We start from the raw sequence: 13,323 nt of genomic DNA, 5'->3' as shown, positions 1-13,323 counted from the left end.
CTCAATTTCTTGCCTAGTACTTTTTTAATTGATTGATTATTTCTTCACTTACCGCATTTTCTCCGCCAAGAACGTTAAATTCATCCGCTTTGATCACCTTTAATGCTGCTTCTGTTTCAGAAGGAATGTTTTTAGGCTTAACTAGAAGCATTGATGCATTATCTTTGGCTGCAAGTACAGATCCGGCAAGTGCATCAGCAAAGTTCTCCCCAGTTGCAATAAACACCTTATTTGACGGGTTGAGCTCTGTCGCAATGACAGCAGCTGTTCCGTATCTGTTTTTTCCGTAATAGCGTTCAGGTTTTTCAAGCTGCTTGAATACTGTGGCATTTACTACAGCTTCACCGCCTACTACGATTGTACTGTCTATATTTTTTAATGCTTTCTTTGAAGCTTCTGGAAGTTTATTAGAATCCGTTAAAAGGATTGGATATCCTTTATGCGCTGCATAAGAAGCTATTGATAGTGCGTCAGGGAAATTCCTTCCATTTGCTATAATAGCTTTTTCAGGTGCTCCGCCAAGAACAGCTGCAATGTTTGCTGCTGTTTCAAAGCGGTTATCTCCGCCAATACGCTGCACTTTTAAGTCCATGCCTTTAAGCTGGTATTTCACATAATCGCTTACTGCACCTGATCCGCCAAGAATAACTGCTTTCTCGGCACCGAGGCGCTCGATTTCTTCTTTCGCTGCTCTATTTAATGATCCTTTTTCTGTCAGCAGTATGGGTGCGTTAAGCTTGTAAGCAAGCGGTGCACCCGCAAGTGCGTCAGGGAAAGAATCTCCGCGTGCAAGGACAACTGTTTTCGCTGTTTCCCAGCCTGATTTAGAGATTTCAACAGCTGTTTCATAACGATTTTTACCCTTAATGCGTTTTACAGGAGTTTCGGTTACTTCTGTTTCTTGAATAATTCTGCCTTCAACCACAGGTGAAACTGGATTGTTCTTTGCAAGATATGATGTGAAGACCTCATAATCTACTACGAATAACTCTGTCATACGGCCTTCGTCTTTAGCTTTTTTAAACATCGTATATCCGTCTCCGCCATCTGCTGTAAATGCATTGGTAGCGACTCTATATGTTTGCTTTGCATCAATTGCTTCAAATCCATTATCTGTTTTCGCTTCTGCAAACCAAACCCGGTCTCCGACAGGCTTGGTTACGTCATACTTAAATTTAATCCCTGATACTTGCAGGAAACGTCCTTCTCCTGTTTCTACTCCGCTTACACTGTGCTCAAGGGCATCCAGGATTTCCTGGCCTGTCAGGTCAAGTGTCACCAGGTTGTTTCCAAACGGCAATACTGTCAGAACCTCGCCAAGCGTAATCTCTCCAGAATTGATGGACTCACGGATTCCTCCTCCGTTTTGAAGAGCAATATGCGTTTTTACAGATTCATTTGCTTTCGCAACCATTCCATCTGCAATAAGATTTCCTAAGTTTGTTTCTTTTGTGCGTACATCTGCACGTTTTCCGTTAAGTTCAACCGTAGTATTTCCAACTACTTGTTTCTTAATTTCTTCTAGCGGCACTTTGTATTCTTCAACTTTTTCTTTTGCAGCAGCATCCTCAGCATAGTTTGATAGTGTCACTAATTGACCATTATGACCAGTTACAACACCATCTTTGTTAAATGTTACATCTACTAAACCAAGGAAGTTTAAGTATTCGCCGGCTTGAACAATAACAGTAGGCTCTTCTTTCTCGATTAAAACCGGTGCATCCAATTTTGTATGAGAGTGGCCGCCCACAATTAAATCAATTCCATCTACATCTTCGGCAAGCTTTAAGTCTTGAGAATACCCTAAATGAGAAAGGGCAACAATTTTGTTGACGCCTTCTGACTTAAGCAGATCGATCGTTTCATTTGATTTTTGAACAACATCTTCAAATACAACATTTTCACCCGGGCTTGCAAGGAATGCCGTATCTGGAGTTGTTAATCCATAGATCCCTATTTTTTCTCCATCTACTTCTTTGATGATGGCAGGATAGATGTTTCCGCCTTCACCAGGTGTTCCGATTTCATTTTTGAAAAGGGGACCTAAATCAGCATCTGCTGTTACATTTACGTTTGAAGACACCATTGGGAATTTCATTTCATTTATAAAGTTTGCTAGTGTTTTAGAGTCTTTATCAAATTCATGATTTCCGAGTGTCATAGCGTCATAGTTCAGCTGATTCATAAAATGCAGATCAGCCAGTCCAAGATATTGGCGGAAGTATAGCGTTCCTGAGAAAACGTCTCCTGCATCAACAAGTAAACTGTTCTCTTTTTGGCTGCGCAATTCGTTTACAGCTGTGATTAAACGAGGATAGCCTTCCACATGTGCATGTGTATCATTTGTATGCATAATAGAAAGATTGAACTCGTCATCAGAAGATAAGTCAAACTGTCCAACATAAGCATCGTGGTCACTTGCACGGCCATGCTCTTCCATATATGGAGAGTTAAAGTTGACAATATCATATTCTGTACCGGCCGCCAGTTGATTCGATGCCAGCATGTGGTCAAGAACCTGTGCGTTGCCTTGGTAGTTATAAGTATAGCGTTCAGCTGCAGGAAGGGTTTCAACTAAATTCACAAGCTCAGAACCTTTTAGGGTTTGAAGCGGCGCTGAGAATTCGAAGTCATTTAAATCTCCCATCACAACTACATTTGCATTTTCATTTTTTTCGTGAACATCTTTTACAAAAGAATGAACAATTTCAGCAATTTTCAGGCGCTGTTCTTCGCTGCCCAATACAGGAGGCTGGTTTTTGCCGAATAGCGGCTGGTCTCCGCCTTTAGAGTTGAAATGGTTATTGATGACAATAACATCTTCTCCTTTAAAGGTGAATTGTGCAGCAAGCGGCTTGCGGCTGTCTTCAAAAGCCGGGTTTGTTGGATCGATTCGTCCAGGATTTAATGTCAATGAGCCATTTTCGTAAGCAACTGCCGTTGTTGCATCACCTTTTGTTCCTTCTGATAAAGTGACTCTTTCAGGATTGTACAGGTATCCAACACGGATATTTCCTCCAGGAACACCGCCATCCTTTTTATCTTCTGGTGCAATTTCAGTAAATGCGTAAGTCGGACCGCCGTTAGCAGCAATCGCATTGCTGAGCGCCTTGTAGTTTGCATCTCCTTTTACTGTGCCGTCATCTGTTTCGCCGCTTTCATCCAGCACTTCTACTAAACCGATAATGTCTGGAGATTTTAAGTTTTCAACAACAGATTTAGCAAGCTTATCGCGTTTTTCCGTATCTGCTGATGCAAAGTTTTCGATGTTATAGCCAGCAATCGTTAATTTATCTTCTTCCTTTTCAATTGTTGTAACATCTGATGTAACTTCACGCTCTGTCAATTCAGGCAGATTTGCTTCTTTTACTAGAATCTTAAAATTGCTGAAGCTGTAACTCACAACACCTGTAACAGTTCCGCTGAACTGGTCTCCGACTTTTGCCGTATAGCTGCGGTTATCTAATAATAAGAACATTCTCTCTGGGTTTTGATTATCTTTAGTTAGTAAAGGCGCGCCTTCTTTTGTATAGGCTTTTCCTTCTTCTTTTCCTGTAATGACAGGTACTTCACCATACTTTTGCGGTCCGGTAACTGTCGGACTTTCAAGAGAAACACGCATACCTTCCAAGCTTTCATAAAAATCAATTCCATCTTCCTGCGGATCGAATGTGCCCAATTGGTCATTGTCGATTACTGCTGTCGGAGGAATCGCATCTTTGCCGATGATGACAGCAGCCGGCAATGCTTGACCGCTTGACTTAATCATTACATTTCCGTATTGAGCATTGATTTCTGTCATGGCAAGGTCCGTTTCAAGCTTCTCTGCATAGCCGTCCAGAACCCATTCCTTTACTTGTCCATCTACTGAAACTAGATCACCGGCTTTTATGCCATGTGACGGTTTGTAAACAAGAACAGCCTCTGATGTGTTTGCATTATCATCAGGTGACGCATCCTGCATATAGAAGTTGCTTGCATCGACTACATGGGTTACTACACCTTCAACTGCTTTTACGTTCTGTGACTGATAAGGTGAAACATGGCCAGCACCTTGGATATCATGAATTCGCAAGCCTTCAATTCCTTCAAATGGCTTCGGTTCTTCAGGTGTTTCGCCTTCGAAAATCATTGCAGTAGGGTTTTTAAGGCCTGGAACTGAAAAATAAGCTTCTAATGATCCAGTTATAATGACTTTTTTGCCCACAATATCAGGATTCGTTTTCAGACCGAATTTTGCCCGCAGCGATGTTGGCGATGATGGCAATTGAACAGGAAGAATCTTTGCCGGATCCGTTTCATCTGCCTTGTCTGCTATAGCAAAATTTGTATCAGCGCTAAAAGGCGCTTCAAAATCATAGCTGGAACCACTGTTTGTATAACCGACTATATATCCTTCTACAGTACCTGTACCTGAATTATTGGCGATCGCTTCTTGCACTGTTAGATTGTCTGCCGCCGATGCAGGCGTGCTAAATGGAACAATATAACTGACAAGCAATGCCAAAATAGTTGTCAGAATGAACAACTGCTTTTTCATAATCTTCAACCTGGTTCCTCCTCAAATTCAAAAATATTGCAAAATAAGCATATGTACCTTATCCGCTTATTTTAGCTGCCGCTAACTAAAAACCGGAAAAGTAATCAACGAATTGTAAGCGCTTACTACAGAATTCGTTCTAATAAATCATCCATCGGAAAGGCTCCTTCGTTCGAAATCAGACGATTAATGAACACCTCCAAAACCTTGTTATTTAGCACTCTTTAAATATATCATTTTTTTGTCAAAAATTAACGAATTTACAGATGATTTGCAAAAAAACCACAAACAGTTAACAAAACGTAAATACTTATTACCATAAATTAGGTTTTCCGTCTGAACACTTCGTCCCAGTTTAACTTCTAAAATAAAAAAAACACGGACCATAAGTCCGCGTCAGCCAGCAGAACAGCCTGAATTCGAGGATAGCAAGCCGTCCAGCTGATCATGAAGCTGAGCAATCGTAATCCGTATTGTATAGGCTGTTAATAACCGTTTATAAATACGAGCTGATTTAATTAATCCATCCTTCTTAGAAGTGTCATTCGCTTACCTATCCTTTTTCCAAAATCAGTGACTGTGTTCATAATGCATGTTATTGGTTCAGGTATTAAGTTTCATATCATGCTCTTTTCAAGGTGAAAAACAGCTGCTTCTATACATAACAGCAACAATATGATTACCTAATGCCTGGGTTTGGGCACTTTTAGGGTCTCATAGGAGCTCTATGATTACCCAATGCCTGGGTTTCGGCACTTTTAGGGACTCATACGTGCTCTATGATTACCCAACGCCTGGGTTTCGGCACTTTTAGGGTCTCATAGGAGCTCTATGATTACCCAATGCCTGGGTTTGGGCACTTTTAGGGTCTCATACGTGCTCTATGATTACCCAATGTCTGGGTTTGAGCACTTTTAGGGACTCATACGTGCTCTATGATTACCCAATGTCTGGGTTTGAGCACTTTTAGGGTCTCATATGAGCTCTATGATTACCCAATGCCTGGGTTTGGGCACTTTTAGGGACTCATACGTGCTCTATGATTACCCAACGCCTGGGTTTGTTCACTTTCAGGGTCTCATTTGGACTCTATGATTACCCAACGGCTGGATTTGAGCAATTTTAGGGTCTCATACGTGCTCTACGATTACCCAACGCCTGGGTTTGGGCACTTTCAGGGTCTCATTTGGACTCTATGATTACCCAACGGCTGGATTTGAGCACTTTTAGGGTCTCATACGTGCTCTATGATTACCCAATTCTTGGGTTTGAGCTGGTTTAGGGTCTATTACGAGCTCTATGGCTACCCGATTCTTGGGTTTTAGCTATTCTAAGGCATCATGCAACCTATAAATTGACCCAGGAGCCTGTAAAAATAATGACAAGTCCAGTCATCGTACAAACGACGATTAACGCTTTCATTTAATAGTAATATAATTTAATTGTTAGAAATCATAAAACAGAATTATCCTTTTTGTTGATTTTTACAAATGCCAGTTACATAATATCCATAAGGGTGTACCTTAATATAATTAAAATAGTACCAATTTACTTGAAAATAGATCATTTTGAAGTGATATACGAAGATAAGATTTCAACCAATGTATTTATTTAGAAGAAGCAGGTGAAATGAATGAACAAACCGGCTAATGAAGCCTTTAAATACAATGCTGACCGTCTTGAAGATGTCGCTGACCGCATCAGCGAGGTTCTTCAATGCCCGATCACTATTGAAGATATAAATCACCGCCTTCTCGCTTACAGCACACATGATGACTGTACAGATCCTGCGAGGATATCAACGATCATTGGAAGACGCGTTCCGGAGAAAGTCATTAACAGTTTATGGAAAGACGGCACGATTCCAATGCTTCTGCAATCAGATGAGCCTATCCGCGTAAAAAACATTGATGAGGTGGGCCTTGGAAACCGCATTGCCATATCCATCTGGAAAAACAATGAAGTTCTTGGTTTTATCTGGGCTTTGGAAATTAATAAAAAGCTGACAGATGATGAGCTTGAACTTTTAAAGAAAGCTGCGCAGGTTGTTAAAAATAAGCTTCTAAACCTGCACAACCGCAAATCGAAAAAGGAAGAGCGGAATCAGGAGTTTTTCTGGAAACTGCTTACCGGGCATATCAACCAGGAATCTGACATAATCAATGGTTTTCATGATATCGGCATTACTCCTCCCTCTTTGCATTCCGTTGTCTTGTTCCGGTTCAGCGATGAAATTAAAGAACCAACTGAAAAACAAATTAATTATCTGCTTCAAACAACTCAGCAGGTTCAAATTATCCTTTCCACCCTTGATCAGAATGAACTGATTATCCTGCTTGCGCCTAAAAGCGGCGAGCCTCTTTCGGATATTAAACAATTTGTCGACTGGACCATCCTTCAGCTTAAAGAGCGATTCATGATTGACCATGTAAAGGCGGCAATAGGAAGTATTTATAAAGAAGCGGAGCAAATTGAACTCAGCTATAAAGAAGCAATCGCCGTTCAAAATATAAAAAAACGTTTTGTTGCAGAAACAGTGGGGCTCATCAGCTTTTCAGAACTGGGCATCTATCAATATTTGGATTTGCTTCATGAAAAACGGAAGCAGGAAGGGTTTATAAACTATCCTCTTAGAAAACTGAAGGAATATGATGAGATGCATCACACAAACCTTATTGAAACGCTTGAAGTTTACTTAGACAAAGACAGCAATGTGAACGATGCTGCCAAAGCGCTTAATGTACATGTCAATACATTAAGCTATAGAATTAAACGCATTTCCCAGATTGCAGAGCTTGATTTAAGGGATCCAAATCAAAAAATAACTGTTTATCTTAACTTAAAGCTTGATAAAATGAGTTTGTGAAATTTCACAAAAGATCAGAAATCCTTTCTCTTTTTTAAACAAACAAATGTGTGAGAAAACGCTTTATACTAATCTCATATTCAAAAATCATCACACATTCAAGATAAGCGGCACAGTATAAACTGGCTGTTAAAGGAGGAAGGGTTTCAAATGATTATTGGAGTACCTAGAGAGATTAAAAATAATGAAAATCGTGTTGCATTAACGCCTGGCGGGGTTACACAATTCGTGGCAACTGGACATAAAGTACTTATCGAAAAAGACGCAGGAATTGGAAGCGGTTTCACAAATGAAGACTATCTTACCGCCGGTGCAGTAATTGCAGAAGATGTTAAGGATGTATGGGCTGCTGAAATGGTTATGAAGGTTAAAGAACCTTTAGCATCTGAATATGTGTATTTCCGCGAAGGGCTTATTCTTTTCACATACTTGCATTTAGCTGCTGAACCAGCTCTTGCAGAGGCGCTAAAAAATAAAGGTGTTACAGCTATCGCTTACGAAACAGTAACAACTGGCCGCACACTTCCATTGCTTACTCCTATGAGTGAAGTAGCTGGACGCATGGCAGCACAAATTGGCGCACAATTCCTTGAAAAACCAAAGGGCGGCAAAGGCATTCTGCTTGCAGGAGTACCAGGAGTGAGCCGCGGCAAGGTAACAATCATCGGCGGCGGTGTAGTTGGAACAAACGCTGCAAAAATGGCAATCGGCTTAGGCGCAGATGTTACAATTATTGATTTAAGTGCGGACCGTCTTCGTGAATTAGACGATATCTTCGGCAATCAAATTAAGACATTGATGTCTAACCCTATCAATATTGCAAATGCAGTTGCAGAAGCAGACCTATTAATCTGTGCTGTACTAATCCCTGGTGCAAAAGCTCCGACACTTGTATCTGAAGCAATGGTTCAATCTATGAAACCAGGCTCAGTTATCGTTGACGTAGCAATTGACCAAGGCGGTATCGTTGAGACAGTTGACCACATTACCACTCACGATAACCCAACTTATGAGAAGCATGGCGTTGTTCACTATGCTGTTGCAAACATGCCTGGAGCTGTTCCTAGAACATCAACACTTGCACTTACGAACGTGACAGTGCCATACGCTCTTCAAATTGCAAACAAAGGCGTAAACAAGGCAATTGCTGACAGCCTTGCTCTTAAAGCAGGTGTCAACGTTGCAAAAGGCGATATCACGTATGAAGCGGTAGCCCGCGATCTTGGCTATACATTCGTTCCTGTTGATGTAGCGCTTGATAAAGAAATCGCTGTAAACTGATTCGTTTAATAAACGGATGGAATACAGAAAGAGCCTGGAGGCAGCCTCCAGGCTCTTTTTTTGATGTACTACTCCTTGTTCGGCGGTACCGCACAGCTTCCGTCTGCGCAAAATGCGTCATTACCGCTTTCTTCAGACAGGTCCTGCAAGGCAGGTTCAGGATTTTCTTCTTCCCAAACCTTCTGAAGTGCACCTGCAAATGTTTCTGCCCGCTGCGCCCCTGAAATCGCATATTTTTGATTGATGACGAAATAGGGCACTCCGCTTATGCCGTATTGCTGCGCAATTCCTTCATCTTTTCGCACTTCAGCTGCATATGAACTTTTGTCACCCAGAACTGCTAATGCTTTCTGGCGCTCTAGACCTGATGCTTCTGCCAGATCTGCAAGGGTTTGATGATCTCCCAAGTCTTTATTATTTGTAAAATAGGCGTAAAGAAGGTTTTCTGTCATAGTCCCCTCTTTACCATGTGTTTCAGCAAACTTTGCCAGGCGGTGAGCGTCAAATGTATTCGTTGGCTTCATCTCGTCAAAGCGGAAAGTCAGACCAGCACTTTTTGCCTGCTGCCCGATTCCGGCATTCGCTTCCTTCGCTTGTTCAATCGTCATGCCGTATTTGGATGCCAATGCCTCATCAATCGTTTTCCCGCTGTTTAGCGGAGCATTTTGATCCAGTTCAAAGCTCTTATAAACAACTTCAACTTGATCTTTATGCGGAAATTCAGCCAGCGCTTCTTCTAATCTGCGCTTGCCTATATAACAAAATGGACATACAAAGTCAGACCATACTTCAATTTTCATAAGACACCTCATTCATTTATAGAATTGCTTCTATAGTAGCATAACCTATTTCAAAAGCGCAGGCGCCTTGCTCAGTTCCGTTCAAACCGGGGAGTCAGGCAACCCTGTATATTGGTATCATTTCCTTAAACATCAACATCAAACAATGCTCTTGCTCTCCTTGTAAATGTGGAAAATGTCGAAAAGCAATTCTCCAAAAAACAGCCTTTTTCCAATCTGAACATATCAAAGACTCTAAAAAAAGTGGTAAGGTGAACATAAGAAAATTGAAACGGGGAATGAAAGATGAAGAAAGAACAGGTACTTCCTTACCTTGGCGCTGTATTAAATGCCTCCATAGTCGGACTTACCTTTTTATTTACAAAGCTTGCGCTTGAAGATGCTTCGCCGATCGATACACTCTCATACCGGTTTACACTTGGGTTTCTTGTTTTACTGGTTCTTCAATTCTTTGTGCCTATTAAAATGCCTTCATTTAAGGATAATGGAAAATCTCTTGCTTTTCTGCTGCTGCTTGCTTTATTTTATCCGACGATGTTTTTTACTTTCCAGGCGTTTGGTCTGCTTTATACAACATCTGCAGAAGGCGGCATCCTGATGGCTTTTGCACCAATCTTAACCGCCTTGCTTGCTTCTGTCTTTTTAAAGGAAAAAACCAGCCTGATTCAAGTTCTGTTTATTTTGATGTCGATATTCGGTGTTGTCTATATATTTTTCATGAAAGGGGCAGGCATCGAATTTAACAGTTTGCTTGGTTTTCTTTTATTGTTCATTTCCTGTTTATCGATTGCAGGGTATACAGTGCTTGCGAGATTTCTGTCTGTTTCATATTCGCCCTTGCAGCTTAGTTTTATTATGGTGACATTCGGGTTTATCTTTTTTAATCTGTATGCTATGATACAGCATTTGGCTGCAGGAGATTTTGTTCAATATGTCTCGCTGTGGACAAACGTGCCATTTTTACTATTCACGTTCTATTTAGGTGTTTTTGCTACACTATTGACTTCTTTTCTGTCAAACTACATTCTCTCAAAAATTCCCGCTTCTCAAATGAGTGTGTTCGCTAATTTATCAACAGTCATTTCAATTGTTGCAGGAGCGGTTATCCTGAACGAAACCATTTATTTCTATCACTTGATAGGCGCTTTTTTCATTATCGCAGGCGTTATCGGAACAAACGCATTTAAACAAAAACGGGATAAAGCAGTTGATGCAGACTAAATGGATTCTGCAGGAAGGATGATATGAACTGTCGTTCCGCGTCCTTCCTCGCTTTCAAATAGAATCTCTCCTGCGTGCTCTTCCCGGATGATTTTATAGCAAACCGTTAATCCAAGGCCCGTCCCTTTATCCTTTGTCGTATAAAAAGGTTCACCTAATTTCTCCATTCGTTCTTGACTTAACCCAATCCCCTCATCTGAAATAGAGATTCGAATGCCGCCATCTTCTGAACGCTCTATAGCAGTTTGCACGGTTCCTCCATCAGGCATGGACTCAATTGCATTTTTTATTAAATTTATAAAAACCTGTTTTAAATGATTTTTATTCCCACTGACTTTAAATATGTCCGCTTCGTGATTGAGCATAAGGCTGATGTTATTTTGCAGTGCACTGCTTTTCATTAGTGTCATAACGTCTTCAATGACTGTCTTCAAGTCAACGGATAAGACTGTTTGCATTTGCGGCTTGGCAATTAGAAGCAGCTCGCCTACTACCTCGTTGATTCTGTCAATCTCTTCTGACATGACTCTTAAATGTTCGCCGCTCTGCTTCATATGCTCATCTTCCTGCAGAATTTGCACAAAACCTTTTATTGATGTCAGCGGATTTCGGATCTCATGTGCAATGCTTGCCGCTAATTCTCCGATGACGCTCATTTTTTCTGTTTTTAAAATAACCTCTGCATCCCTTTTCTTCTGTGTCACATCATTGCCGATGCAAAGAATATATGTCTCCCCTTCCAATCTTACAGGGATCTTTGTCACTTCAATCCACCTTGTATTCCCGGCTGAATCAATCGCAAGCTCAGGCTCCGCCCATTTCTCTGTTTCCCAGGCAAGAATCTGAAGCTCTTCATCGCGGATTTTCTTGATCTGATCCGGCTGATCATTAAAATCAGAATCAATCTTTCCTATTAACTCATGTACTTCTTTGCCGTATAAAGCGGACATTGCCTTGTTAGCCAGAACAAACTTAAGCTCATGGTTCTTTACATAAATATAGCTTGGGTTTAAATCCATTACTTTGTGAAGAAAATTCTTCTGATCCCTCAAATCCCTGTTCATCAGCTGAATTCTTTTTGAATGCATGTTAAAGTAAGCCATAAAGATAATCAAGGTCGAGAGAATCGAGCCAAAGCTGGATAAAAATAGCGGAAAGATTTGATAGCCTGACAGCACACCATTAATAAAAACGAATAAAATGGATGTACAGAAAAAAATACTGAATGATCGCAAGTCCTTATTTTTAAGTTTCTTCGACACAAGAATTAGTAAGATAATGTTAATAAATACAAAAAAGACATTCAAATAGTACGTCCAGTTCAGCGGTCCAAAAACCGGATAATAATGATCCGGGAAAAAGTCATCCTCTATCATTTTTATACCGGATACTCCAAATGACGTTAAATTTATTGCAAAAACAGCCAGGCTCCAGATAATGAGCATGATGAGTATTTTAATATTAATAAAACGGAACCTCTGCTTTTTTTCGGCTTCGTTTTCTTGATTTATCATTAAGTACATAAAATAAAATAAAATCGGCATGATCATAATCGACCCAAAACGCCCTATTTGAAATAAAATTCGTGCTGTTTCCATAGAGAATAAATCAGTGCCATATAAGAGAGCAACGTCTATTTGCCAAATAAAAAGCATGATTAAGAAATAAACGATCGCTCTTGATAAGATGGTTTTCTCATTCATATATATAACCATCCCAAGCAGCAGCGGGATGAGAGAAACAAGGCCAAGCACAGTAAAATACATTGTAAATCACTCCGAACGTTCGTATGAAATTGCCAACCTTCTCATTATAGACGAAGAAAGGAAATTGGCCTATCTCATTTTTCCAGAGGCTTCCGTTTTACCCGAGTACGTCCAGATTCCAGTCAGATTCATAACCATAAAAAAATACACCTGAATCATACAGGTGTATTTTTTCAATCCCATGTAAACCGCTCTTCTTTCCAGGGATCTCCATTCATATGATATCCGTTTCTCTCCCAGAATCCAGGGTGATTGTGTTCTGTAAACTGGATCGCACGTATCCATTTTGCACTTTTCCAGAAGTATAAATGCGGAAATACGGCTCTGAACGGAAATCCATGCTCCGGCGTTAGCGGTTCTCCGTTATGGGAATGAGCAAGCAAACTTGTTTCCTTAAGGAAATCATCAAGCGGCAAATTTGTTGTCCAGCCCTCCTCTGCATGGATTATGCAATAGTTTGCATTCTCACGCAGCCCCAAATCCTTCACGAGCTGGCGGGTGCTGATTCCTCTCCACACATTATCAAGTTTTGACCACCCCGTTACGCAATGAATATCGTTGTCCTGATCGACTTGCTCCATGTTCATCAGATCTTCATATGTAAATCTCTTGGGATGATCCAGTAAGCCAAATACTTGCAGGTCCCATTTACTTAAATCCTCATAATAAGGAACATTGCCTGCGTGAAGAACCGGAAATTTGGTTGTGACATGCTGATTAGGCGGAACCCGATTGGGATCTCCTTTGCTTTTGACCTTGCCGAAATACATATTGACACCTTCTTTTTGTTAACTTCAATAAAATGAAGTTGACATATTTAACTGAATTCAGTACTCTTTTTATAGAAAG

Annotated in this window: 7 protein-coding genes; 3 read left to right on the top strand and 4 right to left on the bottom strand. The window is 40.6% G+C overall.

Annotated features, from left to right (window positions below; genetic code table 11):
• Window positions 1–13 precede the first annotated feature (13 nt).
• On the bottom strand, window positions 14–4,540 hold the full coding sequence (locus QFZ72_RS05645) for a cell wall-binding repeat-containing protein (RefSeq protein ID WP_307439604.1): 4,527 nt from the start codon (window positions 4,538–4,540) through the stop codon (window positions 14–16).
• A gap of 1,633 nt (window positions 4,541–6,173) precedes the next feature.
• Here QFZ72_RS05645 and QFZ72_RS05640 point away from each other — a divergent pair.
• Entirely contained in the window at window positions 6,174–7,406 is a 1,233-nt protein-coding gene (locus QFZ72_RS05640; RefSeq protein WP_307430537.1) for a sporulation transcriptional activator AdeR, read from the top strand.
• A gap of 150 nt (window positions 7,407–7,556) precedes the next feature.
• On the top strand, window positions 7,557–8,687 hold the full coding sequence (gene ald / locus QFZ72_RS05635; protein WP_307430534.1) for an alanine dehydrogenase: 1,131 nt from the start codon (window positions 7,557–7,559) through the stop codon (window positions 8,685–8,687).
• A 68-nt stretch (window positions 8,688–8,755) separates the two neighbouring features.
• Here the strand turns inward: ald and QFZ72_RS05630 are convergent, their stop codons facing one another.
• Window positions 8,756–9,487, bottom strand: coding sequence for a DsbA family oxidoreductase (locus tag QFZ72_RS05630; RefSeq protein ID WP_307430533.1), 732 nt, complete (start codon window positions 9,485–9,487; stop codon window positions 8,756–8,758).
• 285 nt (window positions 9,488–9,772) lie between these two features.
• Here QFZ72_RS05630 and QFZ72_RS05625 point away from each other — a divergent pair, with 285 nt between their 5' ends.
• Entirely contained in the window at window positions 9,773–10,708 is a 936-nt protein-coding gene (locus QFZ72_RS05625) for a DMT family transporter (protein WP_307430530.1), read from the top strand.
• Here QFZ72_RS05625 and QFZ72_RS05620 read toward each other — a convergent pair.
• Both QFZ72_RS05620 and QFZ72_RS05615 read right to left on the bottom strand, forming a co-directional pair.
• On the bottom strand, window positions 10,705–12,474 hold the full coding sequence (locus QFZ72_RS05620) for an ATP-binding protein (protein ID WP_307430527.1): 1,770 nt from the start codon (window positions 12,472–12,474) through the stop codon (window positions 10,705–10,707). The two genes, QFZ72_RS05625 and QFZ72_RS05620, sit on opposite strands and share 4 nt — an antisense overlap.
• 173 nt (window positions 12,475–12,647) lie before the next feature.
• Window positions 12,648–13,244, bottom strand: coding sequence for a sulfite oxidase-like oxidoreductase (locus tag QFZ72_RS05615; RefSeq protein WP_307430524.1), 597 nt, complete (start codon window positions 13,242–13,244; stop codon window positions 12,648–12,650).
• Window positions 13,245–13,323: the final 79 nt, after the last annotated feature.

Origin of the sequence: Bacillus sp. V2I10 (genome assembly GCF_030817055.1) — a bacterium.
Lineage (GTDB): Bacteria > Bacillota > Bacilli > Bacillales > Bacillaceae > Bacillus_P.
The sequence above is the reverse complement of the archived record's forward strand: the minus strand, read 5'-3'. Positions and strand labels throughout refer to the sequence as shown.

Excerpts from the sequence above, each read along its gene's own strand:
- QFZ72_RS05630 (WP_307430533.1), bottom strand. The coding sequence starts at position 9,487 with ATGAAAATTGAAGTATGGTCTGACTTTGTATGTCCATTTTGTTATATA.
- ald (WP_307430534.1), top strand. The coding sequence starts at position 7,557 with ATGATTATTGGAGTACCTAGAGAGATTAAAAATAATGAAAATCGTGTT.
- QFZ72_RS05615 (WP_307430524.1), bottom strand. The coding sequence starts at position 13,244 with ATGTATTTCGGCAAGGTCAAAAGCAAAGGAGATCCCAATCGGGTTCCG.
- QFZ72_RS05645 (WP_307439604.1), bottom strand. The coding sequence starts at position 4,540 with ATGAAAAAGCAGTTGTTCATTCTGACAACTATTTTGGCATTGCTTGTC.
- QFZ72_RS05620 (WP_307430527.1), bottom strand. The coding sequence starts at position 12,474 with ATGTATTTTACTGTGCTTGGCCTTGTTTCTCTCATCCCGCTGCTGCTT.
- QFZ72_RS05625 (WP_307430530.1), top strand. The coding sequence starts at position 9,773 with ATGAAGAAAGAACAGGTACTTCCTTACCTTGGCGCTGTATTAAATGCC.
- QFZ72_RS05640 (WP_307430537.1), top strand. The coding sequence starts at position 6,174 with ATGAACAAACCGGCTAATGAAGCCTTTAAATACAATGCTGACCGTCTT.